25 protein-coding genes are annotated in these 25240 nt (G+C 57.3%); 18 read left to right on the top strand and 7 right to left on the bottom strand.

What is annotated here, in order from left to right; translation table 11 throughout:
• The first annotated feature begins 40 nt into the window (after positions 1-40).
• From ACR0LF_RS03165 to ACR0LF_RS03155, 3 genes are read left to right on the top strand one after another with little or no spacing between them, the layout of a single operon-like run.
• Positions 41-895 (top strand): hypothetical protein, encoded by an 855-nt coding sequence (locus tag ACR0LF_RS03165; RefSeq protein WP_480574835.1) that lies wholly within the window; start codon positions 41-43, stop codon positions 893-895.
• A complete protein-coding gene (locus ACR0LF_RS03160; protein WP_480574832.1) occupies positions 895-1290 on the top strand; it encodes a cell division protein ZapA in 396 nt (131 codons plus the stop codon). The genes ACR0LF_RS03165 and ACR0LF_RS03160 overlap by 1 nt, the downstream gene beginning before the upstream one ends.
• On the top strand, positions 1287-1634 hold the full coding sequence (locus ACR0LF_RS03155; protein ID WP_480574829.1) for an MliC family protein: 348 nt from the start codon (positions 1287-1289) through the stop codon (positions 1632-1634). Before ACR0LF_RS03160 ends, ACR0LF_RS03155 begins: the two co-directional genes overlap by 4 nt.
• Positions 1635-1640: 6 nt before the next feature.
• On the opposite strand, the gene grxD is transcribed toward ACR0LF_RS03155, so the two are convergent.
• From grxD to ACR0LF_RS03130, 5 genes are all read right to left on the bottom strand, one after another.
• Complete coding sequence (grxD, locus tag ACR0LF_RS03150; RefSeq protein ID WP_480574826.1) at positions 1641-2003, bottom strand: Grx4 family monothiol glutaredoxin; 363 nt, start codon at positions 2001-2003, stop codon at positions 1641-1643.
• Between the two features lie 182 nt (positions 2004-2185).
• On the bottom strand, positions 2186-2422 hold the full coding sequence (locus ACR0LF_RS03145; RefSeq protein WP_068331068.1) for a BolA/IbaG family iron-sulfur metabolism protein: 237 nt from the start codon (positions 2420-2422) through the stop codon (positions 2186-2188).
• Between the two features lie 135 nt (positions 2423-2557).
• On the bottom strand, positions 2558-4717 hold the full coding sequence (gene purL, locus ACR0LF_RS03140; protein ID WP_480574823.1) for a phosphoribosylformylglycinamidine synthase subunit PurL: 2160 nt from the start codon (positions 4715-4717) through the stop codon (positions 2558-2560).
• 188 nt (positions 4718-4905) lie between these two features.
• Positions 4906-7152, bottom strand: a complete 2247-nt coding sequence (locus ACR0LF_RS03135) for a mechanosensitive ion channel family protein (RefSeq protein WP_480574820.1) — start codon at positions 7150-7152, stop codon at positions 4906-4908.
• A 270-nt stretch (positions 7153-7422) separates the two neighbouring features.
• The gene (locus tag ACR0LF_RS03130) at positions 7423-8331 is read right to left on the bottom strand and encodes a LysR family transcriptional regulator (RefSeq protein ID WP_480574817.1); all 909 of its coding nucleotides are present in this window, start codon (positions 8329-8331) and stop codon (positions 7423-7425) included.
• A 169-nt stretch (positions 8332-8500) separates the two neighbouring features.
• Here ACR0LF_RS03130 and ACR0LF_RS03125 point away from each other — a divergent pair, with 169 nt between their 5' ends.
• The 10 genes from ACR0LF_RS03125 to ACR0LF_RS03080 all read left to right on the top strand — a co-directional run bounded on the left by ACR0LF_RS03125 (position 8501) and on the right by ACR0LF_RS03080 (position 19916).
• Positions 8501-11920 (top strand): indolepyruvate ferredoxin oxidoreductase family protein, encoded by a 3420-nt coding sequence (locus tag ACR0LF_RS03125; protein ID WP_480574814.1) that lies wholly within the window; start codon positions 8501-8503, stop codon positions 11918-11920.
• Between the two features lie 78 nt (positions 11921-11998).
• On the top strand, positions 11999-12877 hold the full coding sequence (locus ACR0LF_RS03120) for a lysophospholipid acyltransferase family protein (RefSeq protein WP_480574811.1): 879 nt from the start codon (positions 11999-12001) through the stop codon (positions 12875-12877).
• A gap of 8 nt (positions 12878-12885) precedes the next feature.
• A complete protein-coding gene (locus tag ACR0LF_RS03115; protein ID WP_480574809.1) occupies positions 12886-13695 on the top strand; it encodes a glutamate racemase in 810 nt (269 codons plus the stop codon).
• A 94-nt stretch (positions 13696-13789) separates the two neighbouring features.
• Positions 13790-14818, top strand: a complete 1029-nt coding sequence (gene argC / locus ACR0LF_RS03110) for an N-acetyl-gamma-glutamyl-phosphate reductase (RefSeq protein WP_480574806.1) — start codon at positions 13790-13792, stop codon at positions 14816-14818.
• A 7-nt stretch (positions 14819-14825) separates the two neighbouring features.
• Positions 14826-15272, top strand: a complete 447-nt coding sequence (ccmE, locus tag ACR0LF_RS03105; RefSeq protein ID WP_480574803.1) for a cytochrome c maturation protein CcmE — start codon at positions 14826-14828, stop codon at positions 15270-15272.
• Between the two features lie 119 nt (positions 15273-15391).
• On the top strand, positions 15392-16003 hold the full coding sequence (locus ACR0LF_RS03100; RefSeq protein ID WP_480574801.1) for a holin-associated N-acetylmuramidase: 612 nt from the start codon (positions 15392-15394) through the stop codon (positions 16001-16003).
• Positions 15994-16572: a holin family protein gene (locus ACR0LF_RS03095; RefSeq protein WP_480574799.1), complete on the top strand. Its 579-nt coding sequence runs from the start codon at positions 15994-15996 to the stop codon at positions 16570-16572. The genes ACR0LF_RS03100 and ACR0LF_RS03095 overlap by 10 nt, the downstream gene beginning before the upstream one ends.
• Positions 16573-16647: 75 nt before the next feature.
• Positions 16648-18612 (top strand): heme lyase CcmF/NrfE family subunit, encoded by a 1965-nt coding sequence (locus tag ACR0LF_RS03090; protein WP_480574796.1) that lies wholly within the window; start codon positions 16648-16650, stop codon positions 18610-18612.
• The gene (locus ACR0LF_RS03085; RefSeq protein ID WP_480574793.1) at positions 18609-19064 is read left to right on the top strand and encodes a cytochrome c-type biogenesis protein; all 456 of its coding nucleotides are present in this window, start codon (positions 18609-18611) and stop codon (positions 19062-19064) included. The genes ACR0LF_RS03090 and ACR0LF_RS03085 overlap by 4 nt, the downstream gene beginning before the upstream one ends.
• A gap of 75 nt (positions 19065-19139) precedes the next feature.
• Positions 19140-19916, top strand: coding sequence for an enoyl-CoA hydratase-related protein (locus tag ACR0LF_RS03080; protein ID WP_480574790.1), 777 nt, complete (start codon positions 19140-19142; stop codon positions 19914-19916).
• 11 nt (positions 19917-19927) lie between these two features.
• Here the strand turns inward: ACR0LF_RS03080 and bmt are convergent, their stop codons facing one another.
• Both bmt and ACR0LF_RS03070 read right to left on the bottom strand, forming a co-directional pair.
• Entirely contained in the window at positions 19928-20941 is a 1014-nt protein-coding gene (gene bmt, locus ACR0LF_RS03075) for a betaine--homocysteine S-methyltransferase (RefSeq protein ID WP_480574787.1), read from the bottom strand.
• A gap of 123 nt (positions 20942-21064) precedes the next feature.
• On the bottom strand, positions 21065-21385 hold the full coding sequence (locus ACR0LF_RS03070) for a DUF1476 domain-containing protein (protein ID WP_480574784.1): 321 nt from the start codon (positions 21383-21385) through the stop codon (positions 21065-21067).
• 188 nt (positions 21386-21573) lie between these two features.
• Between ACR0LF_RS03070 and purC the strand changes: the two genes are divergently transcribed.
• The 5 genes from purC to purQ all read left to right on the top strand — a co-directional run bounded on the left by purC (position 21574) and on the right by purQ (position 25210).
• Entirely contained in the window at positions 21574-22329 is a 756-nt protein-coding gene (purC, locus tag ACR0LF_RS03065) for a phosphoribosylaminoimidazolesuccinocarboxamide synthase (protein ID WP_480574781.1), read from the top strand.
• A gap of 142 nt (positions 22330-22471) precedes the next feature.
• Complete coding sequence (locus ACR0LF_RS03060; protein WP_480574778.1) at positions 22472-23137, top strand: MarC family protein; 666 nt, start codon at positions 22472-22474, stop codon at positions 23135-23137.
• Between the two features lie 115 nt (positions 23138-23252).
• The gene (gene purS, locus ACR0LF_RS03055) at positions 23253-23483 is read left to right on the top strand and encodes a phosphoribosylformylglycinamidine synthase subunit PurS (protein ID WP_480574775.1); all 231 of its coding nucleotides are present in this window, start codon (positions 23253-23255) and stop codon (positions 23481-23483) included.
• A 3-nt stretch (positions 23484-23486) separates the two neighbouring features.
• Positions 23487-24530 carry a zinc-dependent alcohol dehydrogenase family protein gene (locus ACR0LF_RS03050; RefSeq protein ID WP_480574772.1) on the top strand — a complete coding sequence of 348 codons (1044 nt, stop codon included), beginning with the start codon at positions 23487-23489 and terminating at the stop codon, positions 24528-24530.
• Between the two features lie 11 nt (positions 24531-24541).
• On the top strand, positions 24542-25210 hold the full coding sequence (gene purQ, locus ACR0LF_RS03045) for a phosphoribosylformylglycinamidine synthase subunit PurQ (protein ID WP_480574769.1): 669 nt from the start codon (positions 24542-24544) through the stop codon (positions 25208-25210).
• The last annotated feature ends 30 nt before the right edge of the window (positions 25211-25240 follow it).

Here is a 25240-nt window from a genome sequence, read left to right as displayed (position 1 = left end):
TTCGTGACAGAACGAACCTTGGTAAAGAGGTGACAGGGGCATGAGTCAGATAGAGGAATTACAGCACCGCATTATGGCTGCGATGGACCGTATCGGAACGGGGGTCGAGGCATTGGGCAGCGTGTCCCGGAATGCCGGGCAGGATGAGGGGCTACAGGCGGCGCTTGAAGACGAAAGAGTTGCCAACGCGCAGCTTCAGGAACGGCTTAAATCCCTGAAGGAGCAGCACGAACAGCAAGTGGACGGCTTGCGTGCCGATCTTGAACACCTGCGTTCCGCTCCGGCGGATTCGGCTGAGACGGATGCGTTGCGTGTCGAGTTGGAGGAAGCCAAGGCCAAGATCGCGTCAGTTGAAGCGGCCCGGGCCGAGTTGGCCGAAGCCAAGGCGGCTTTGGACAACAGCACCGAGTTGGAGGCGCTGAAAGCCGAAAATGAAAAGATGCGCGCCGATCTTGATGGCCGCGAAGACCCAGCGCCGCTGAAGGCCGAACTGGCACAGTTGCGTGGGCTTCTTGATCAGGCCAAAGAGGTCGAGGCGGAAAACAGCCGCCTCAAGGCCGAGTTGGAAGACACCGAACGGGTTACTGATCTGAGTGCCGAGCTTGAGATGTTGAGGGCCGAACGGGCCAGCCACGGCGCGGCGATGTCCCGGCTTGATGACGACCTGCAACGGATGCGCAAGGCGAATGAGCAATTGCGAAACTCGGTCGAAGAATTGCGTTCGGCTGCGACAGAAGGGCTAACGGATGCTGAATTGCTGAACCGTGCCACCGTTGCGGAGCTGGAGGCAACGCGCGCCGCGCAAGCCTCGGATGCCGCCGAAGCGCAGGCCGTACTGGCACGGTTGGAGCCCCTGTTGTCGCAGGCGAAACTTGTTGAAGGGGAGGTGGAGTAATGCCCGAGGTGAACATTCAAATCGGCGGGCGTGGCTTTGACGTTTCCTGCCGTGACGGGGAAGAGCCGTTTCTGCACGCTGCCGCCAAAATGCTGGATGACGAGGCACAGGTTCTGTCTGATCAGATCGGTCGGATGCCGGAATCCCGGATGTTGCTGATGGCTGGGTTGTTGCTGGCTGACAAGACAGCCGCAACGGAAGACAAGGTGAAGTCGCTTGAGGCAAAGCTGGCCGAGGCCGAGGCCGAGCTTCAATCGCTGCGGAATGCACCCGCGCCGGAACCTGAGCGTATCGAGGTGGCTGTCGTCCCGCCATCCGTTACAGACACGCTGGCAGAGCTGGCGGCACGTGCTGAAGCGTTGGCTTCGGTGGTTGAAGAGAAGAAGGCACAATGACGTACCTGCGCAATCTTCTATGTGGTGCTCTGCTGGTTCTGCCCGCAACGGCGGCGTTGGCCGAGATTGACATACTCTCGGTCACATTCACCTGCGAAAACGGCGTGCCATTGCCAGTGACCTATTTCAATGCGCCCGATGGTTCTGGTGCAGTGGCAACGATAGTCGACAACACTCTGGTCGCAATGCGCCAGGTCGAAAGTGGGTCTGGCATCCGCTACGAATCTCTCGGAGACCAAGGATCCTATATCCTGCGCTCTAAAGGCTGGAACGCGTCCATCAGCTACTTGGCGGCGGGTGCCGCCAACGAGCAGGCGATTTATCAGGATTGTTCCAGCCGATAGACCGGTTTACGCGTTTGCTTCGCGGATTTTGTCGGCCGCTTCCTTGTTGTAGCCGACTTCGTTTTCGTCAAACAACGTGTCCAACTCACCCGAAAGGGTCATCTCGGTGATGATGTCGCAGCCCCCAACGAACTCGCCTTTGACATAAAGCTGCGGCACGGTTGGCCAGTCGGAATAGTCCTTGATCCCCTGACGCACGTCTTCGTCGGCCAGAACGTTCACGTCGGTGTATTCAACGCCCATATAGTTCAGCACGCCAGCCACGCGCGAGGAAAACCCGCATTGCGGCATTTCCTTAGTGCCTTTCATATACAGCACCACGTCATTGGCTTTGACGGTTTCGTCGATTTGGGTTTTCACGTCGGTCATTTTGCGTTTCCTTTACATATCACGCCTGTGGCTATCATTTATTCCTTGCCGCCAAGCGTTATCGTTGTTCGTTTTATTAACGAGATCCAGGTCAGTCGCTTCCATTCCCAACGGAGGTTTTTCATTGGGGTTCGGGGGATTCCAGCCACCCATTGACTTTAGCACTTCCCAGATAAACTTGATCATTCCGGGGCTTTGGTGGTGAGCGCCAGCGCGTGCAATTCTCCGTCAGGGCCGTCCATCTTGCCTTTCAGAGCTGCGTAAACGGCACGCTGTTGCTGAACCCGGTTTTTGCCGCGAAAGCTTTCGTCCACCACCATGGCAGACATATGAACACCATCGTGACCGCCGACCTGAATCTCGGCATCAGGAAAGGCTTCGCGCAGCAGGTGTTCGATTTCGTGGGCGCTCATCGGCATGTAGGTAACTCCAGAAGGTCTTTCCCAAGATGTAGAGCGCATGAACCGAGCGTGCAAGAGCACTCGCATATGCAAAAACAACGAAACCCGCGCCGGAACATGGCGCGGGTTTCAATTGACTTTCGCGTTGCCTTATCAGGCGACGGCCTCGGCAAAGCTGCTGCGGAAATCTGCGGTCAGTTCATCCAGCGAAGCTTCGGAGCTGCCGATTTTGACGGTTTCTCCGGCAAAACGGCCAACCGAAGTCAACGGAACGCCCGCCTGACCGGCTGCAATCATCAACGCCTCGGCCTGATCGAAGTTGCAAGCAACCAGATAACGTGCCTGATCTTCGCCAAACAGGAATTCGGTCGGGGCATCGTCCAGACACACGCCAACACCAGCGGTTTCGGCCAACTCAAAAGCTGCCAGGGCGATACCGCCATCGCTAAGGTCGGTGCAGGCTTTGATCATCTCGCGGTTGGCGCGGATGAAATCTCCGTTGCGCTTTTCGGCGTCCAGATCGACATGCGGGGCGTCGCCGTCTTCACGATTGAACACTTCGGCCAGAAGGGCGGATTGACCCAGATGGCCTTTGGTTTCACCAATCACCAGCGCGACATGGCCTTCACGTACTTCGTTGCCAATGACTTCGTCCGCGTGCTGCAACAGGCCAACTGCACCAATGGTCGGAGTAGGCAGGATCGCCTGACCGTCGGTCTCGTTATACAGCGATACGTTGCCCGACACGATCGGCATATCCAGTGCGCCAACTGCGGCACCGATGCCCTGAATCGCGCCGACGAACTGGCCCATAATCTCGGGTTTCTCGGGATTGCCGAAGTTCAGGTTGTCTGTGGTGGCCAATGGTTTGGCCCCAACTGCGGTCAGGTTGCGGTAGGCTTCGGCCACGGCCTGCTTGCCGCCCTCAACCGGGTTTGCGCGAACGTAGCGAGGTGTCACATCTGACGTGAAGGCCAACACTTTGTCGGTTCCGTGTACGCGCACCATACCAGCGCCCAAACCGGGGGTCCGAGCGCTGTCGGCCATGACCATGGTGTCGTATTGCTCATAGACCCACTGCTTGCCGGCATAGTTCGGGGAAGAGAGCAGGGCGCGCAGCCCGTCAATCGGGTCGATCTGAGGCACTTCAGCCAGTTCTTCCGCCTCTGGTGTAGGCTCCCATGGGCGGTCGTATTCCGGCGCGGTCGACGAGAGTTTGGACAGAACCAGATCGGCTTTGACTTCGCCGTTATGCATGATCAGGAAGCGGTCCTCGGCAATCGTTTCACCGACGATAGCGAAGTCCAGATCCCACTTTTCGAATACAGCGCGGGCTTCGGCCTCAAGCTCGGGCTTCAGCACCATCAGCATGCGTTCCTGAGATTCCGACAGCATCATTTCATAGGCTGTCATGTTCTCTTCACGCTGAGGCACGTTTTCCAGATCAAGGCGAACACCCAGGCCACCTTTGTCACCCATTTCAACCGCCGAACAGGTCAGACCAGCCGCACCCATATCCTGGATCGAGATCACCGCACCGGTCTGCATCAGTTCCAGCGTCGCCTCCATCAGGCGCTTTTCGGTGAAGGGATCGCCAACCTGAACGGTGGGGCGTTTTTCTTCGATGGTGTCGTCGAACTCGGCAGACGCCATGGTTGCACCGCCTACACCGTCGCGGCCGGTTTTGGCGCCCAGATAGACGACAGGCATGCCAACGCCGGAGGCAGCCGAGTAGAATATCTTGTCACTGTCGGCCAGACCGGCAGCAAACGCGTTCACCAGACAGTTGCCGTTATAGGCGGGATGGAACCTGACCTCACCGCCGACGCAAGGCACGCCAAAGCAGTTTCCGTAACCTCCAATGCCTTCGACGACACCATTGACCAGTTGGCGGGTTTTGTGGTGGCCGGGCTCGCCAAATGACAGGGCGTTCATCGATGCAATCGGACGCGCGCCCATGGTGAAGACATCGCGCAGAATACCGCCAACACCTGTGGCCGCACCCTGATAGGGTTCGATGTAAGACGGGTGGTTGTGGCTTTCCATCTTGAACACCACGGCCTGACCGTCGCCGATATCAACCACGCCCGCGTTTTCGCCGGGGCCGCAAATGACCTGAGGTCCAGAGGTGGGTAGCGTGCGCAGCCATTTCTTCGAGGATTTGTAGGAACAATGTTCGTTCCACATGGCCGAGAAAATGCCAAGCTCGGTAAAGGTCGGTTCACGCCCGATGATCTCGAGGATCATGTCGTATTCCTCGGGCTTGAGCCCGTGCGCTGCAATCAGATCGGGGGTGATGGCGGGCTCTTGCATCTTCTGTCCTGTGTCCAAGTGGGCCGAGATTGCGCGCCTTTTAGGGCAAGCGCGCGCGCGTGGAAAGGGTCAAGACGGCGCAGGGGCTTCATAACCGGCTGGAAAGCCGATTTCGGCACCACTTTTGCACGACAAGAATTCACCCAAAAAGAAACCGGGCAGTGCCCGGTTCCTGTTTGCGATCTGTTTTAGGCCGATCCCTGATCTTTGTTGATCTGGTCAGCGGCTGCGGCCCCGACTACGGTCTTCTGTTCAGGGCTCAGGTTTTCAGCCTCGTCAAGGCCCGGGATCGCCACGCGCACCTCGCGGCGGGCAAAGTCGATGCCGTTTTCTTTGAACGCAGCCTTGACCCGGTTGAAGATTTCCTTGCGCAGCGTGAACTGCTTGCCGGGCTTGGCCATGAACTTGCCGCGGATAATCATGCCGACATCGTCAAAGTCGAACACACCCTGCGACTTGAAGGGCTGCAGGAAACCATCCTTGTGGGTCTCGTCCTCCATCATCTCGGCACCGATCTTCTTGAAGATCTTCTTGACCTTGTTGGGGTCGGTGTCGAAAGGCACGGTGAACTTGAGCTTCATGATCACCCAGTCGCGGCTGAAATTTGTCAGCTTTTGAATCTCACCGTAAGGGATCGTGTGAACAGGGCCCCGGTGGTGACGCAGTTGCATTGACCGGACCGAGATTTTCTCAACGGTTCCCATCGTGCCGCCAACGTCAACGTATTCCCCAACGCGAAAGGCGTCGTCGATCAGGAAGAAAATTCCACCAACAATATCAGCAACCAGTTTCTGCGCGCCAAAACCGATAGCCAGACCCAAAACACCGGCACCTGCCAGCAGTGGGGTGATATTGATGCCCAATGCACCCAGCGCCAGCAGACCAAAAATCACAGCTATGGTGATCTGAGCTGTAATCCGCATCAGCGGAAGAACAGTCGCCAGACGAGAACCTCCGGCACCGCCGCCTTCGCCGCCGGCTTCTTCATCCAGGGCTTCTGCTGCGGTTTGTTCCTTGGCCAGTCGGCGGTTGATCCATAGCGAGACGACCTCGTTCAGGATATATCCAACGGCGATGATCAGCAGGAATTCGATGACGGCACCACCAACTTCGGCACTGACGCCAGCCGATGCGACATGGCGCAGGTCAAGATGCCAGGCGCGTGCGATCATGAAAACCACGACCAAGCCTGCGATAACGCGGCCAATACGGATATAGCTGCGTTTGGCCGAGCGATAGGCGCGTTCGGCAAGAGGTCCTTCGCCCGACATCGGCGGCTGCAAGTGCCGCACCAATCCCCGGATCAGCGTGTCGAGCGCGGGGGCGATCAACAGCCAGAACATGGTTGTGAAATGGGCACCGCCCAACAGCAACCTCAAAGTCGATGGATCACGCTGCGCGACCAGGAATTCGACCAGAAGCCAGATTGCAACCGAAACGCCGATGGCGAAATAGGGGTAATAATGCGCAACCTCCTCATCGAATTTCGTATGATCCGGGTCCGTACCCAGCATCATTTGAGACAGTCCCTCGCGTGCGGTCCACGCGATAACTGCGATATAGATGTGGATCGCTGCATTCAGCCAGAAACCAATCCGGGTGTCGTCGCCCGTAACGCCGTTGAGCGCGTTGAACCGGATGACAAACAGCGTGAACCCGATCAGGATCAACAGACCGATCAGGTTGCGGTGCAGATACTTTGCCCAGTGGTCGTCAATGTTGACCAACCGGAATTGCGGTTTCTCGGGTGCCAGTACAAAGCGTGACGCCGCTGCACCAAGGCGCGGAACCCAGATCAGGTAGAATACGAACGGAGCGGCATAGGTGATCTGCTCGGGCGTCAGAAGGCCGCGACCAATTGCGCGAATGACAACATAGAACACAATCAACCCGGCGATTTCCCGGCAAAAACGGCGGAACAGGTAACGGACCGCGCCCCAAAGGTCGGCTTCATCAGCAACTTGGGTTGCTTCATGCCAACGACGAGTCAGGAAAATGAACAGCTTTTCGGCGATGAAACCCACGATCAGCACGGAAAGGACAAGCCCGAAGAGCGTATAGACACCTGTCATGCCGAACGTGTCGCCGAAATTGCTGAACGCGGTGATCTGCGCTGTTACAATGTTGGGAAGCGTAGTCAGAACATGTGTCCAGGACGATACCATCTCGGCCCAGATCTCGCTTATCTCGGTCAGCGGGTCTTCCACGTCCGCTTTCGCGGCGGCTTGCTTCTCAGCGACTGCGTCAAGACGTTCCAGCAGAATTGCTCGAACCTGGTCATCAGACATGCGCGCGACCAGATCGTCGACCTGCTCGGGGGTCAAATCTTCGGGAATGGTCACGGTAGAAGTTGAGCCAGTGTCTTGCGCGTATAACGGTACCGCCAAAAATAATGCGGAGACGAGCGCCAACATGAGGCGAAGTGGGTTGAGCATGGAATTTCCCTCGAACACGAAATTGTTTCGTTTTTTGGGGATCATATGCTTATGCGTGCATTTTTCCCAGAACTTTCGCTGACTTAATGCAATGCCTTGGGCAAAAAAAAGGCCGAGCTATAAGCTCGGCCGTAGTCCAACAGGGAGGTATGAAGATGATGAGCGTTTCAGCATCACCGCCTTCGAGTGCTCATTTAGGGATCAGTTTGTGAACGTTCAAGATAATTCACCCCGCAATCTCTTCATGCCCGTTATGCGATCAGTGCATATCTATAGTTTACCCATCTGTTTCAGTTGTTTACGCTGCGCGATGATCTCGTCTTGAACGAAGTCACGAAACGCTCCGACGCGCTTTGAATGCCGTAATTCTTCCGGATAGGCCAAATAAACCGGAACATCGGCGGTTTCGATGTCTGACAGGATGGGCACAAGATGTGGAAAATCCTGTGTGACGTAATCGGGAAGGACCCCGATGCCCAAATTGTGCAACACACCCTGCAACACGCCAAAATAGTTGTTCACTGTCAGCAGCGAGCCGGGATTGTAGGTCATCAGGTGGCGCACCATGGCCGCACTGGCACCAACCTGGGGCGCAGCAGGGGTCTGACAGATCAGCCGATGGTTTTTGATGTCTTCCAGCGATTGCAACATGCCGCCATGGGACTCGATATAATCCTGAGTTGCATACAGCATCATCTGAACCGTCATCAGGCGTTTGCGCACCAGATCGGCCTGGCTGGGTTCCTTCATGCGGATGGCAACGTCCGCCTCGCGCATTGGCAGGTCCAGAACACGCTCTTCCAGCATCAGGTCGATATTCAAGTCGGGGTATTGCTCGTACAGCTTGGGCAGGCGCGGGGCCAGCCAGAGTGTACCAAACCCGAAAGTCGTCGTGACCCGCAGGACGCCAAAGACCTCTTCTTCGCTGTCGCGAATGCGCGCGGCGGCGGCATCCAGTCGTTTGGACATGGCGGATGTGGCATCGAACAGCAATTCACCCTGTTCGGTGAGAATCAGCCCCCGGGCATGACGGTGGAAAAGGGTGGCATCCAGCGATTCTTCCAGCGCACGGATTTGTCGACTCACAGCGGATTGAGACAAATTGAGCTTGTCCCCGGCATGCGTAAGGCTGCCCGCATCGGCCACCGCGTGAAATATTCTAAGCTTGTCCCAATCCATCGCCGCAACTTTCGTTATCTTTCAGAAGGCCTATATGAAATAGGTAACAACTTCCACAATCAAAGGACGAAATCGTTACATATCAGTGCATAAATTCTATACAGGTCAGAAATTATGACCTAAAATGCACCTAAATGAAGCACACTGATCTGACGAGGGGAGACGTCTGATGAGTCAGCCACAGATTACGTTAAATGACCGGTTCGATCTTGGGAAAAACCCCGTTCTGTTGAACGGCACTCAGGCGCTTGTCCGGTTGATGCTGATGCAAAAGGCCAGAGACCAGCAAGCTGGTCTGAATACGGCCGGATTGGTTACCGGTTATCGGGGATCACCCCTTGGTGCGGTGGACCAGCAGATGATGCGGGCCCAAAAGCCGCTCGCCGAAAACGACATCACGTTTCAGTTCGGATTGAACGAAGACCTGGCGGCTACCGCGCTTTGGGGCAGCCAGCAGGCGGGGTTGCGGGGCGATGGCAAGTTCGACGGCGTGTTTGGGCTGTGGTACGGCAAAGGCCCGGGGGTTGACCGGTCCGGCGACGTCATGCGTCACGCGAATATGGCAGGCACGGCCAAGCATGGTGGTGTGCTCATGGCGATGGGGGATGACCATACGGGCGAAAGCTCGACCGTGTTGCATCAATCTGAATGGTCGCTGGTTGACATGTATATGCCTATCGTCAGCCCTGCTGGCGTTCAGGAAATCCTCGACTATGGCATTTACGGTTTTGCACTCAGCCGTTTCGCCGGGGTTTGGGTCGGTTTGAAGACGATGAAAGACACGATCGAAGTTACTTCGGTCGTGGATGGCAGTGCGAACCGGATGCAGTTGATTGTGCCTGAGTTTGAAATGCCGGAAGGCGGGCTGAACATTCGTTTGGGCGATACTCCGCACCTGCAGGAAACGCGCGTCATCGATTACAAAAGGTTCGCGGCCGAGACGTTTTCGCATGCCAATAAAATGGATAAGCGGATATGGGGTAAACCCGGTGCCAAGATCGGGTTTGTCGCGGCAGGCAAAAACTGGCTGGACCTGACGCATGCTCTGTCACTTCTGAATATCGACGCGGTCGAGGCTGAGCGCCTCGGGATCACCACCTACAAGGTGGGGCAGACCTTCCCTCTGGATATGGCCGGGTTCCACGACTGGGCCGAAGGGCTGGACCTGATCGTGATCGTCGAGGAAAAGCGCAAGCTGATCGAGGTTCAGGTCAAAGAGGCCATCTTTGACGACCGTCGCGGTCGCAGGGTCTATGGTTGGTACAAAGGCGGTGCCGGGACGTTGCACCGCGAAGAACTCTTCCCGACACGGGGCGCGCTGGATCCGATCATGATCGCCGAGAAACTGGGCGAAATCCTGATTGAAGAGGGGCGCGAAACCGATGGTATTCGTGCAGGGCTGGCATCGTTGTCCGAAGCGCGCCGGGCCGACAACGCACAGGAAATCGCGACGCGGCTTCCGTATTTCTGTTCGGGCTGTCCGCACAACAGTTCGACCCGTCTACCAGAAGGCAGCCGCGCTTATGCCGGTATCGGCTGTCACTACATGGTTCAATGGATGGATCGCGAGACGACCGGGTTCACCCAGATGGGTGGGGAAGGTGCAAACTGGATCGGTGAAGCTCCGTTCTCTACCACCAAACACGTGTTCCAGAACCTAGGCGATGGGACCTACAACCATTCGGGCGTTCAGGCGATCCGGGCGGCCCTGTCCGCAGGCACGAACATCACTTTCAAAATCCTGTTCAACGATGCGGTCGCCATGACCGGCGGGCAGGACAATGAAGGTGACCTGACTGCGGAACGGATCGTTGCCGAGGTCAAGGCGATGGGTGTCCAAGACGTCGCTCTGGTCTATGACGAAAAGGAAGACGTGAACTTCAAGGCTCTGCCCGCAAGCGTTCAGACATATGAACGTGCGGACCTGATGCAGGTGCAGGAGAATTTCCGCGAGATCGAGGGTGTCTCGGTCATCGTCTATGTTCAGACCTGCGCAGCCGAAAAGCGCCGCCGCCGCAAGCAGGGCACATTCCCGGACCCTGACAAGCGCGTGTTCATAAACACCGATGTCTGCGAAGGTTGCGGTGATTGCGGCGTGCAGTCGAACTGCGTGTCGATCGTTCCGAAATTAACCGAACTGGGCCGTAAACGGGCGATTGATCAGTCAAGCTGCAACAAGGACTTTTCGTGTCTGAATGGCTTCTGCCCGTCCTTTGTGACGCTTGAAGGCGCGAAGATACGCAAAGAGGCCACGACCGAAATCGATCTGCCGGATCTGCCGATGCCGGAGCTGCCTGCAATCCGCGGAACCCATAATGTGGTGATCACGGGTGTCGGGGGAACGGGTGTTGTCACCCTTGGCGCGATCCTTGCCCAAGCCGCACAGATTGACGGCAAAGGCGCAGGCATGATGGAAATGGCGGGCCTGGCGCAGAAGGGCGGCGCGGTACACATCCATTGTCGCCTGGCCAACCGTCCTGAAGATATCAGCGCAATCCGCGTTGCCACAGGTGAAGCCCACGCGCTGATCGGCGGCGATCTGGTGGTCTCCGCCGGGGCCAAGACGTTGGGCCTGACGCGTCCCGGCCGCACCGGAGCTGTTGTGAACAGCCATGAGACCGTCACAGGCGATTTCACGCGCGACACCGAGTTCCGCATTCCAGCCGATCAGTTGGAACTGGCCTTGCAGGCGCGCCTGAAAGAGGGCGTCTCTCTGTTTGACGCGACCGATCTGGCGCGCGCCGTGATGGGAGATTCGATCTATTCCAACATGATGATCTTCGGCGCAACCTGGCAGCGTGGGTTGTTGCCGGTCAGCCATCAAGCGATCTTTGACGCGATCGAGTTGAACGGTACGGCGGTCGAACGCAACAAACGTGCGTTCGATATCGGACGTTGGGCGGTTTTGCATCCGGACGAAGTGCAATCCATCCTTTCTCCGACCGTGGCCCAGATGCCCAAAACGCTGGATCAGATAATCGATTTCCGTGCTCAGCACCTGACCGAATATCAAGGCGCACGGCTTGCCAAACGGTATCGGAAGCTCGTGGACTGTGTCGAGGATGCAGATGTGCGTGAAGCTGTGGCAAAGGGCTATCACAAGCTGTTGTCATACAAGGATGAATACGAAGTTGCCCGGCTTTTGCTGACCAGCCGCGAAAAAGCGGCGGCCGAGTTCGATGGTGACTTCAAGATGACTTTCCATCTGGCGCCACCGATTTTCGGAGGATCAGGCAGCGATGGCAGGCCCAAAAAGCGTGCGTTCGGTGAAGCCATCATGGGCCCGTTGAAACTGCTGACCAAACTGAAGGCGCTTCGCGGAACGCCGCTGGATATCTTCGGGTATTCGTCCGAGCGCAGGATGGTACGTGCCTTGATCCGTCAGTATGAAAAAGACATGCGCGAAGTGTTGCCCTTGCTGTCACCGAACACGCGAGATGCGATATCCGCCTTGGCCCGTCTTCCGCTGGATATCCGCGGATTTGGCCCGGTTTTGCGGGAAAACGAGGCCAAAGCGGCCAAACGGCGCGAGGAACTGTTGGCGTCTATCCGCAGCGGAGGACCTGAATTGAAGGCTGCGGCCGAGTAAATCGTCACAAGGGTGTCACGATAGCTAGGCAAAATTGATGTTTACACCTATTTTGCAGGCAGAAAACCGGAGACCCAAATGCCTTCTCGCCGTCATGCCGTTCGTGACATCTCGTATGCTCATTCCGCCGAAACAAAAAGCGGACGGATGGTTATCAAGCTGATGGAGAATACGACGGGCCGCATGCGCCTGATCAAACGCGCGGACGGGTACGAGAAGGATGTGGCCAACGGGCGCGACTTTTGGGCCGTTATGGTCGAGCGCTATGGGCTCACGCTGGATGTGGTGGGGGGATCGCTGACGAATATCCCTAAGGACGGCCCCCTGATTCTGATTGCCAATCATCCATATGGGATTCTGGATGGCCTTATGATGGGGCATATGCTGTCCGAAACACGGGGTGATTTCCGGATTCTGGCCCACCGGGTGTTTCGCAAGGCCGAAGACCTGAACCGCATCATCCTTCCCATTTCGTTTGACGAGACGAAGGAAGCGATGAAGCTGAACCTTGAGACCCGCAAAACCGCGCTTGGCTATCTGGGCGAGGGTGGCGCAATTGGCATTTTCCCTGGCGGTACAGTAAGTACCGGGGTCAATCCGTTCGCTCATCCCATGGATCCGGGGTGGCGCGGTTTTACGGCTCGTATGGTGGCGAAATCCAATGCGACCGTTGTGCCGGTTTTCTTCGATGGGCACACGTCGCGCCTGTTTCAGATCGCAAGCCATCTGCACAATACGCTGCGGATGGGCCTGCTGATCAAAGAGTTCAAGAAACGCGTCGATACGCCTGTGAAAGTGGTGATCGGCGAGCCCATCGGGCGCGACATTCTGGACCCGCTCAGCAAGGATACGCGCAAGATGATGGATTTCCTGCGCAAAGCCACGTATGAGCTGTCTCCAACGCCTTTGAAGTCCTATGACTACGGCTATGAATTTGAGGAACGGCATCGCGCCTGAAGGGGCAAATGGCAGTAGGTATCTTTGATTCCGGTTTGGGCGGTCTGACCGTCCTGAACGCCGCGCAGCAACGGCTGCCCGACGTTGATTTCCTGTACTATGCGGACAGCGCCCACGCACCCTATGGCGTGCGCGATGCCGAGGATATCTATCAGCTGACCCGCAAGGCCGTTCACGAATTGTGGTCGCGTGGCTGCAATCTGGTGATTCTGGCCTGCAACACCGCAAGCGCAGCTGCTCTGCGTCGAATGCAGGAAGAGGGTGTGCCCGAGGGTAAACGTGTCCTTGGTGTCTTTGTCCCGTTGATCGAAGCGTTGACCGAACGGCATTGGGGCGATAACTCGCCGCCGCGCGAGGTGGCTGTGAAACATGTCGCCCTGTTTGCCACGCCAGCGACGGTGGCCAGCCGGGCGTTTCAGCGGGAATTGGCGTTCCGCGCCATCGGCGTGGATGTCGAGGCGCAGTCCTGCGGGGGTGTCGTTGACGCCATTGAAGACGGTGACATGATTTTGGCCGAGGCGTTGGTTCGTAGTCATGTCGATGCTTTGAAACGGAAAATGCCGGAACCTCAGGCTGCGATTCTGGGTTGCACGCATTACCCGCTGATGGCCGAAACCTTTCAGGCCGCTTTGGGCCCGGATGTTCAGGTCTTCAGCCAGGGTGATCTGGTGGCCGAAAGCCTTGCCGATTACTTGCAACGTCATCCCAACATGCTGGGCGATGGCGCGAGCGGGTGCCTGACAACCGGTAAGCCGGGCTTTGTCAGTGATCGGGCGACGCAGTTCCTCCGACGACAAATCTCGTTTGAAGCGGCCTGATTTAAGTCAAGGACGCACGCCCCCCGATTTTCTAATTCAAAGACCGTCGCATCGGCGGTCGTGACATGTGACACTTAAGTGAAAGAGGTCTGACATGACCCACAAAATCGCAATTCTGGGCGCTTCGGGCTATACCGGCGCTGAACTGGTGCGGCTTATCGCCGAGCATCCGAACATGGACATTGTTGCGCTGGCTGCCGAACGTAAGGCCGGCATGAGCATGGCGCAGGTCTTTCCGCATTTGCGCCATATGGACTTGCCTGATCTGTGCAAGATCTCGGAAATCGATTTTTCTCAGATCGACCTGTGTTTTTGTGCGCTTCCGCACAAGACCAGCCAGGAAGTGATCAGTGCACTACCCAAAGACCTGAGGATCATCGATCTGTCTGCCGACTTTCGGCTGACTGATCCTGAAGAGTACGAAAAGTGGTACGGAAACCCGCACACCGCACTCGATCAGCAGGAAGAGGCGGTTTATGGCCTGACCGAATTCTATCGCGATGACATCCGGAATGCGCGCTTGGTGGCGGGCACTGGGTGCAATGCGGCAACCGGGCAGTACGTGTTGCGGCCGTTGATTTCCGCCGGGGTGATTGATCTGGACGATATCGTGCTGGATCTGAAATGCGCCGTGTCAGGGGCAGGGCGGTCGCTCAAGGAAAATCTGCTGCACGCAGAACTGAGCGAAGGGGCCAATGCCTATGCCGTTGGTGGCACGCATCGGCACTTGGGCGAATTCGATCAGGAGTTCTCGAAACTGGCGGGCCGGACGGTTCATATTCAGTTCACTCCGCATTTGATCCCGGCCAACCGGGGCATTCTGGCCACGACCTATGTAAAAGGCGACCCGCGAAGCATCTATGAAACGCTTGTCAAAGCCTACGCAGACGAGCCGTTCATTCAGATGTTGCCGATGGGTGAATCGCCTTCGACCCATCATGTGCGTGGTTCGAATTTCTGCCATATCGGTGTGGTGGCAGATCGAATTGAACGGCGCGCGATTGTGGTCGCAGCGCTGGATAACCTGACAAAAGGTAGCAGTGGGCAAGCCCTGCAGAACGCCAACCTGATGTTAGGTGAGGATGAAACCCGGGGTCTGATGATGGCCCCACTTTTCCCGTGAGGACGGTATGAAAACGCTCAAGAAACGTCGTCGAGTACAAGTCATTCTGGTAGCTGTCGTTGCCTTGGTGGCATCGACGGCGTTGATTGGCTACGCGATGCGCGACGGGATCAACTTTTTCCGCTCACCCAGTCAAGTGATCGCAGAACCGCCCAAACCAAGCGAAGTGTTTCGGATTGGTGGGCTGGTCGAAGAAGGCTCGATCATCCGCGGACAGGGTGAAACCGTGCATTTTGTTGTGACCGATGGCGGCGAGAGCGTCAAAGTATCGTTCACCGGTGTTCTGCCTGATCTGTTCTCGGAAAATCAGGGGATGGTAGGCACTGGCAGCTACGTGAACGGCGTGTTCGAAGCCACTGAAATTCTTGCCAAACATGACGAAACCTATATGCCAAAAGAAGTCGTAGACGCTCTGAAAGAGCAAGGCGTTTACAAAGAGGCTGAAGAAAGCTGATTGAACCGGCTTATGTAGTTTGGGGCGTTGCGTGCAGGATGCAGGCAGCGCCCTTATTCATTTCGGGCCGTTAATCCTTTTTCAGGATCGTCGCCGCCATCCAACGTCATGGGGGTGGTATGCAAACGGTTTGGCAGATAGCGAAAGAGATTGTGGATCGCGAGGGTGGATTTGTGAATGATCCCGACGATCCCGGCGGGGCGACAAAATTCGGAGTCACGATCCATACAATGCGCAGGCTTGGATTGGATCTGAACGGTGATGGGCTGATCGACGTGTCAGATGTGCAGGCGCTATCGCGGCAAAAGGCGATTGAGATTTTTGTCCGGCATTACTTTGAAAAGCCGCGCATTTCGCTGCTGCCGAAGGTTTTGCATGCTTCTATGTTCGACATGTACGTGAATGCCGGTGCGCAGGCGGTCAAAATCCTGCAACATCTACTGCGTGAAATGGGGTTCGATATTGTGGCGGATGGCGTGATAGGTCCACGCACCGCACAGGCCTGTGAAGATGCGGCGCAGCCTGACCCCGTTGCATTGCGCGATACATATGGTGTGGCGCGGCGGAACTATTATTTTCGACTTGCTGATCGTCGGCCATCCTCCAGAAAATACGCGCGGACCCGGTCCGGCGGCAAAGGCGGCTGGATCAAGAGGGCCGAAGAGTTTCTGTCGCCACGCTATCATTTGTCAAACGGTGAGTTTCAGGAAAGGGTTGCGGAATGGGACTGATCTCGGGGGTTTTGGCTTTGCTGTTCGGGAATGGTCGCAACGCCGTACGAGAAACCATTGAAATTTATCGGGAAAATGCTGAGTCGGGCGCGCAAAGGGCAACGGAAGTGCAAAGTCAGGCCATGACGCAGTTTGGCGGAGAGTTTCAGGCCCCTCAAAAAGGCTTGTTCGACCGATTCATGGATGGTGTGAACCGGCTTCCGCGACCGGCGCTGGCGTTGGGAACGTTGGGTTTGTTCGTTGCCGCTATGGTGGATCCACTTTGGTTCGCTGAACGAATGCAGGGTGTTGCACTGGTACCTGAACCACTCTGGTGGCTGTTGGGTGTGATCGTGTCATTTTATTTTGGTGCACGCCATCAAAGCAAAATGCAGGAATTTCAGCGAGATATCGGAACGGCGATGCAACGTTTGCCCACGGTGATGAGCAACATAGAAAGGGTACGCGTTATGCGCAGTGACAGCCCGGGCGTTGCTGATCCCGGGCCTGATGCTGGCCTGATCCAGAGCGCCTCACACCCCGATGCAAACGCTGCATTGGCCGATTGGCGCAAGCTGCGCCGGGCCTGACCCGCGACACTATGTGCCCCCGGATCGGGCGAAAGTGAATGGCCCCCGGTTCGGCCCCGGAGTATATTCCGGGGCATGATTACAGAGCTTGGCCACTTCGCCCTAATCCTCGCCTTTTTCGTCGCCATCGTGCAAAGCGTGGTGCCTCTGATCGGCGCTGCAAAACGCTGGACCGGCTGGATGGCATTTGCCGAGCCTGCGGCCATCGTCCAGTTCCTGCTGACGGCGTTTTCCTTCGGCGCCTTGATTTGGGCTTTCATGGCATCCGATTTTTCGCTGCGGATCGTGGTCGAAAACAGCCATTCGGCCAAGCCGATGATCTACAAAATCAGTGGAACGTGGGGAAACCACGAAGGGTCGATGCTGCTGTGGGTGCTGATCGTCACTCTGTTCGGCGCAATGGCGGCTTTTTTTGGAGGAGGGTTGCCTCCGACGCTCAAGGCGCGCGTTCTGGCGGTTCAGTCGGCTATTGCTGTTGCGTTTTTCGCATTCATTCTGTTCACATCGAACCCGTTTGATCGGTTGGCAATTGCACCGTTTGACGGGCGCGACCTGAACCCGCTGTTGCAAGACCCCGGATTGGCCTTCCATCCGCCATTTCTGTATCTCGGCTATGTGGGTTTGAGCATGGCTTTCAGCTTTGCCATCGCCGCGCTGATCGAAGGCCGAATCGATGCGGCTTGGGGACGGTGGGTTCGCCCCTGGACGCTGGCGGCCTGGGTTTTCCTGACCATCGGCATCGCACTGGGGTCCTGGTGGGCCTATTACGAGCTCGGCTGGGGTGGTTTTTGGTTCTGGGACCCGGTCGAGAACGCATCTTTCATGCCCTGGCTATTGGCGGCGGCGCTGTTGCATTCGGCCATCGTTGTAGAAAAGCGTGAGGCGCTGAAAAGCTGGACCATCCTGCTGGCAATCATTGCCTTCGGCTTCTCTCTGATCGGAACGTTTATCGTTCGTTCGGGGCTGCTGACCTCAGTTCATGCTTTTGCCAATGACCCGGAACGCGGGGTGTTTATTCTGTTCATTCTGGTGATTTTCATCGGTGGCGCGCTGACTTTGTTCGCGGCACGGGCGCAGGCGATGGAGGCCAAGGGTGTCTTTGGCATGGTCAGCCGCGAAAGTGCGCTGGTTGTGAACAACGTCTTGCTGGCGGTGAGCTGCTTCGTGGTCTTTGTCGGCACCATGTGGCCGATGGTGGCCGAGATGATGTTCGACCGGAAACTCTCGGTTGGGGCACCTTTTTTCAACGCAGCCTTCTCTCCGTTTATGGTGCTGCTGGGATTGGTCCTGCCGGTTGGGGCGATGCTGCCGTGGAAACGGGGCCGGATTGGCAAAACAGCATGGTCTCTGCGCTATGCCTTTGGTCTGGCTCTGGCGATTTCTCTGCTGGTCTGGGCGATGCAGACCGGGCGCAGCGCGCTTGGGCCGGTTGGCCTGTTCCTCGGGGCCTGGATAACCTTCGGTGCGGTCGTTGATCTATGGAGCCGCACAGGACGCAATGGCAGCCTGAAACGCCTGTTCCGCTTGCCGGGTGCGGACTGGGGCAAAGCAGTCGCGCATATCGGGCTGGGCGTTACCATGTTCGCCGTTGCAGGGTTAACCGCGTGGGAGGATGAAGATATCCGCGTGGCGCAACCGAACCAACCTTTTGAAGTGGGGCAGTTTACCCTGACATTGCAGGGCGTGCGGCAGGTTGAGGGTCCGAACTATTTCTCGACAACAGCGGATGTTCTGGTCGAAAAGAACGGCCGCCCAATCGGAACATTGCATCCTGAAAAACGGGATTATCCGGTTGCGCGGATGCCCACGACCGAGGCCGCGATTGATTACCGGTTCCTCGGGGACCTTTATGTCGTGATCGGCGATCAACAGGCGGATGGTGGTTGGGTCATGCGAACCTATATCAAACCGCTGGCAAACTGGATCTGGGCGGGCTGTATCCTGATGTCCCTCGGTGGAGTTCTGAGCCTGTGCGACAGACGGTTCCGCGTGGCCGCAGGCGCCAGAAAAACCCCAGCGGGCGGAGTACCTGCGGAATGAAACGTCTTGTTCTGATCCTGATGATGCTCGCCACGCCTGTGTTCTCGGTTCAACCAGATGAGGTTCTGGACGATCCGGTTCTGGAGCAGAGGGCGCGTGATCTCAGTACCGGATTGCGTTGCCTCGTATGCCGTAACGAAAGCATCGACGAAAGCAACGCCGATTTGGCGCGTGATTTGCGGCTGTTGTTGCGGGAACGTCTGGTTGCTGGCGACACCGACCAAGAGGCCATTGCGTTCATCGTGGATCGGTATGGCGAATACGTGCTGCTGAAACCTACCACCAGCGGCTCGAACCTGTTCCTGTGGCTTGCCGGACCCATCATGCTGTTGATTGCGGCTGGGGTTGGGCTGAACTTTCTGCGCAACCGCGCCAAGGCCCATGCGTCAGTTGAAAGCAAGGCGCTGAGCGAGGAAGAAAAGGAACGCCTGCGCCGAATTCTTGAAGACTGACGCGTGGTTCTGCTTTTCCCTTCGCGCGTGGATCAGTAAGTGTTCGAAAACACGTGGCGCGACGGGAGGGATTTCATGAATTACGAAACGGTTGCTCTGGACATCAACGATGGCCTTGCGGTTCTGACGCTGAACCGGCCGGACAAGATGAACGCGCTGACCACTCAGATGCGGGCCGAGATTACCCATGCGATGAAAGATGCGGCCATGAAAGCCCGCTGTATCGTGATCACGGGTGCGGGTCCGGCGTTTTGTTCCGGGCAGGATTTGGGTGACGCGTCCTCGACCGGGAAGATCGATCTGGAACGGTCGCTGCGCGACGAATACGAGCCGATGCTGGAAGCGATCCACAGCTGCCCTGTGCCCACAATCGCAGCCGTAAACGGACCCGCAGCAGGGGCAGGGGCCAACCTTGCCCTGTGTGCGGACGTAGTGATCGCAACCGAAAGCGCCTATTTCCTGCAGGCCTTCGCCCGTATCGGTCTGCTTCCTGATGCCGGGGGAACCTGGTTCATGCCACGTCAGATGGGGCTGGCCAAAGCGATGGGCGCGGCCCTGTTTGCAGACAAGATCACGGCAAGGCAGGCGGATGAATGGGGCATGATCTGGGAAGCTGTGCCCGATGACGTTTTTGCCGCACATTGGCGTAAACGAGCCGAATATCTGACCAATGGCCCCACGGCCGCCTATGGCGCGATCAAGCAGGCCATTCGCGGAACCTATGAAAACACTTTGCAACAGCAGCTTGCGACCGAGGCGCATCTGCAAGGTGAATGTGGTCGGTCCAGAGATTTTGCCGAAGGCGTGGTTGCCTTCATGGAAAAACGCCCTCCGAAATTCGAAGGGCGTTGATCAGATTGGCTTCAGGCGCGGCGGCGGCGGCGCGTGCGGCGCTCTGGTGCCGCGTCGTCATCCGTTCCGTCAGAGGCTGAAGAGAACGGGCCCAGCGCATCGGTGATCTGATCCAGGGTCGGGCGTTCGCCGCGTGACGTGGTATCCAGTGCTTCACGCATCTTGCGCAGGTGATCGGGCATTGTGCCACAGCATCCACCAATGATTGTTGCACCGGCATCGCGCGCCATTGCCGCATACTGACCCATCAGCTCGGGCGTGCCGTCATAGTGGATGTGACCGTCCACGTATTTTGGAATGCCCGCATTGCCTTTGGAGATCAGGGGACGTTCTGTGCCCTGTGCGGCAAAGCCCAGAACCGTACGCAGAATGTCTGACGCACCGGTTCCACAGTTTGCGCCGAAAGCGATAGGCGGGTTTGGAAGGGTTTCGACCAGTTGAGCCAGATCGGCCGAGGTCACACCCATCATCGTGCGCCCGGCAGTGTCAAAGCTCATCGTGCCGCACCAGGGCATGTCGGTCAGTGCAAAGGCTTCGGCTGCTGCCCGGAATTCTTCGGGCGCGCTGATGGTTTCGACCCACAGCACGTCAACACCGCCTTCTTTCAGCGCTTCGGCCTGTTCATGGAACATTTCCACGGCCTCTGCGTGCGACAGGCTGCCGACCGGTTCCATGATCTCACCGGTGGGGCCGACTGAACCGGCCACGATCACTGTCCGTCCGGCTTTGTCAGCGATTTCACGCCCAAGTTCAGCGCCGATGCGGTTCAATTCACCTACGCGGTTTTGCGCGTCATGCAGCTTCAGCCGAGCCGATGTGCCGCCGAATGTGTTGGTCAGAAACAGATCGCTGCCCGCATCGACCGAACCTTGATACAGGGCTCTGATCTTGTCGGGGGCGTCCACGTTCCAAAGTTCAGGGGCGTCACCAGATTGCAGGCCCATATTGAACAGATTGGTGCCGGTCGCCCCATCCGCCAATATGGCGTCATTGGCGTCCAGAAGCTTGCTTAGCGCATTTGTCATAGGGTTATTCCAGGAATAGGCGCAAAACGCCGTTATAAAACATAGGCACCCCGTGTCTCATGACCGGGGCACCAAATCAAATTCATAAAACTCATGAAGATCATGAGGCTGGCACGGGCTGACCTATGCCTCGGCTTCCGCCATCACCTGTTCTTTCGCCTCGACCAGCAACTCTGCCATCTTTTCGCGAATCTTTGCCTCATCCGCCAGATCGCCAAGATAGCCCTTGAGCGCGTCGATCACATCGTCTTCGCTGACGTTTTGCAGGTCGGTGTGCACCAGTTCCTGGCCGTATTTCCGGGCCTGTTCAACGGTTTCACCCTTCAGGGTCGACGCCCAGACAGCCATGAACCTGTTGCGGCGCATACGGGCAATAAACTGCATCTTTTCGTCATGAGCGAACTTGTTTTCAAACGCGGCTTCACGCTCGTCAAATGTGGTCATTGGTTAGGGACCCCTTAGATTGCAACTTCTTTCCTGATGATATGACTATACGACGGCTGAGGTGCAAGGGATTTGCGCTGCATCAAAGCCTCTCGGTTCGCATGAACTTGCGGGAAAGGGGGGCTTGGACTATGAGGGCGGCAACGCGAGGGGACTCAATCGCTCGCCCCAGTCTGGAAGGGTCGCATATGGCGCGTCGCAAGAAGATCTACGAAGGCAAGGCCAAAATTCTGTATGAAGGCCCCGAACCGGGCACCATCGTGCAGTATTTCAAGGATGACGCCACCGCATTCAACGCGGAAAAGAAGGACGTGATCGACGGCAAAGGTGTGTTGAACAACCGCCTGTCCGAGTTCTTCATGAACGGCCTGACGCAGATTGGCATCCCGAACCATTTCATCCGCCGCCTGAACATGCGCGAACAACTGGTGCGCAATTGTGAAATCGTGCCGCTGGAAGTGATCGTGCGCAACTACGCTGCCGGATCGATGTCGAAACGTCTGGGCATTGCCGAAGGCACCCAACTGCCGCGTCCGATTGTCGAATATTGCTACAAGGACGATGCGCTTGGGGATCCTCTGGTCACCGAGGAGCATATCGCCGCCTTTGGCTGGGCCAGCCAGCAGGACATGGACGATATCCTCAGCCTTGCGCTGCGCGTTAACGATTTCATGAGCGGCGTGATGCTGGCGGTGGGCATCCGCCTGGTGGACTTCAAGATCGAGATCGGACGTGTGTTCGAGGGCGATTACCAGCGCCTGATTGTTGCTGACGAAATCAGCCCCGACAGTTGCCGCTTGTGGGACATCGAGACCGGCCAGAAGTTGGACAAGGACGTATTCCGACGCGATCTGGGTAATCTGGCCGATGCGTATTCAGAAGTCGCGCGCCGTCTGGGTGTGCTGCCCAACAGCAATGTCACCAAGCCGACACTGATCAACTAAACGCGGTTTTGTCTGAATTCTGCGAAAAGCGCCGCTGCCGTCGTTGCGGCGCTTTTTCATTCTCGCAAAGTTTGACAGCCTCTCGTTTCCTGAGCATGTTTGCCTCATGCGGCCTCAAAGGGGCACTCAGGGTGGTTTTCGAATGACGGAACTGTTTGATCAGGCTGTATTTCTGAAGTTTCTGGCCGCCGTGCTGGCAATCTTCAACCCGCTTTACAACATCCCGATCTTTCTGAGCATGACCAGGAACTGCTCGGCGGCCGAACGCCGCCATGTTGCGATCGTCGTGATGGCTTCGGTCACCGTCATCGCTTTGATCGCCGTCGTGATCGGAGAAGAAGTACTTGGGATTTTCGGCATAGACGTCCCGTCCTTTCGAATTGCTGGCGGCATCATTATTTTCGGCATCGGCATGTCGATGTTGAAAGCCGAGGACCGCCCTCCGGGTGATCAGGCGGCAGTGGCGGACGGGCATGAGCGCAAACTGAATTTCGCGGTTGTTCCACTGGCTATTCCTCTGACTATCGGACCGGGCACAATTGCCATCACCATCGTCTTTTCGCACCAGTTGTCCGACGGGGCGGAAATCGTCACGCTGGGTACGGCGATCCTGATTGCCTGTGCAATCGTTGGGGTGGGGTTGTTGTTCGCGGATCAGATCTCGCGCCTTTTGGGCGATACAATGATCAATGTCCTGACCCGGATCATGGCAATCCTTCTGGTGGCCGTCGCGGTCGAGATGGTTCTGACCGGCATTTTCAATGCAATCGACGCGCATTATCCGGGATTGGTCACGGGCGGCGGATAGTAGAAGCCCTGCGTCAAACTGCGTGGGAAACAGGGTTGTCCAAAACAACAAGGCGCGCTATCCCCCGCGCAACGAAATGGGCCCTGCTTTGTGGCCCTCAGGTGGAGTTGCCAAAATGAAAGCACGGGTTCATGTGATGCTCAAGAACGGGGTGCTGGACCCGCAGGGCGAAGCAGTACGGCACGCATTGGGCGCAATGGGCTTCGATAAGGTCGAAGGCGTTCGTCAGGGCAAGGTGATCGATCTTGAGCTGGCCGACGGTGCGACCGAAGCGGATGTGACCGAGATGTGCGAAAAGCTTTTGGCCAATACCGTCATCGAACGCTACGAGATCGAACTGGTCTGATTGATGCGGGCCGCGCGTCTGATCACCTATCGTCAGCCGCTTGAGGTGTCGACGATACCTGACCCTGCACCCGGTGAAGACGGTGTTGTGGTGCGGGTGCTGGCCTGCGGCGTATGTCGTTCCGACTGGCACGCATGGTCCGGGGCGGATCCGGACGTTGTTGTACCCATGACACCCGGTCATGAATACTGTGGCGAGGTTGTCTCGGTCGGCGCGCGTGTTACGCGATGGCAGGTTGGGGACCGGGTGATTGCACCCTTCATTCTGGCCTGTGGGCATTGCCCGGATTGCGCGCAGGGACATCAGACGATCTGTCAGGATCAGGTAGTGCCGGGGTTCACCTGTGACGGTGCTTTTGCGGAATATGTTGCCGTGGCACATGCCGATGCCAACCTGACATCCTTGCCCGACACCATAGCGCCCGAAATCGCGGCCGCATTGGGATGCCGGGTGACCACGGCCTGGCAGGCTCTGGTCGGGCGCGCGCAGGTTCAGGGTGGTGAATGGATTGCCGTCTTCGGTGGCGGAGGTGTTGGGATTTCAACACTGCTGTTGGGCAAAGCTCTTGGCGCGCGCGTGGTCGTTGTCGACATAGCGGATGACAAACTGACCTATGCCAAAACGCTGGGTGCGGATGCGGTGGTCAATGCTGCAACCTGCGATGCACCGCAGGCCGTAAAGGATATCACCGGCGGTGGTGCCCATGTCGCGATTGAGGCGCTTGGCGTCGAAGTCACAACCGTTTCGGCTATGCGATCTCTACGCAAACTGGGTCGCATGGTGCAGATCGGTATGCCAGCCGGGGATCACGCGCAAATGTCATTGCCGATGGATGTGCTTTATTCTGGTCAGCTTTCTGTCTTCGGAACGCGTGGAATGCCAAGCTGGCGCTACCCATCTCTGTTATCGCTGATCGCGGGCGGGGGCGTCGACCTAAGCCCATTGGTCACACGTAAAATATCACTCAACCAGGTAAGCGCAGAGCTTGCCGCCTTTGACCATCCAACCCCTCCGGGCGTTGCGGTTGTCACTGATTTTGTATCGTAGGAGGGCCCGCCATGCGCGCAGCCGTAATCGTATTCCCTGGATCCAACTGTGACCGAGACCTCGCGGTCGCCTTTGAGCAGGCCGGTTTTCAGGTCGATATGGTCTGGCACAAGGATGCTGCACTGCCCGAAGGTGTTGATATCGTGGGCGTTCCGGGCGGGTTTTCATATGGTGATTACCTACGCTGCGGCGCAATTGCCGCGCAATCGCCGATCTGCAAGGCCGTGGTCGATCACACTGAACGCGGCGGCTATGCGGTTGGGATTTGCAACGGATTTCAGGTTCTGACGGAAACCGGCATCTTGCCGGGGGCGTTGCTGCGCAATGCCGGGCTGAAATACATCTGCAAAACCGTGGGTCTGAAGGTTGCGACCAGCGACAGCGTCTTTACCGGCGGCTATAATGCAGGCGACGTGATTGGCATTCCGATTGCGCACCATGACGGCAATTACTTTGCGGATGACGCGACTCTGGCGGCGTTGAAAGATCAGGACCGGATCGCGTTCACCTATACCGAGAATCCCAATGGCTCGGTCGGTGACATCGCCGGTATCCTGTCCGAAAACCGCCGAGTGCTGGGTATGATGCCGCACCCCGAACGCGCAGCCGACCAAGGGCATGGCGGCACCGATGGGGCGGCGTTGTTCCGCGCATTGTCAGGCGTGTTTGAAGCGGCGTGACTTGAGGTCGCGTCCGCCCGGGCGTAACGT

The sequence above is a fragment of the Ruegeria sp. E8 genome, from assembly GCF_056533985.1.
Note: the sequence above shows the minus strand (reverse complement) of the source record. Positions and strands in the feature narration are given on the sequence as shown.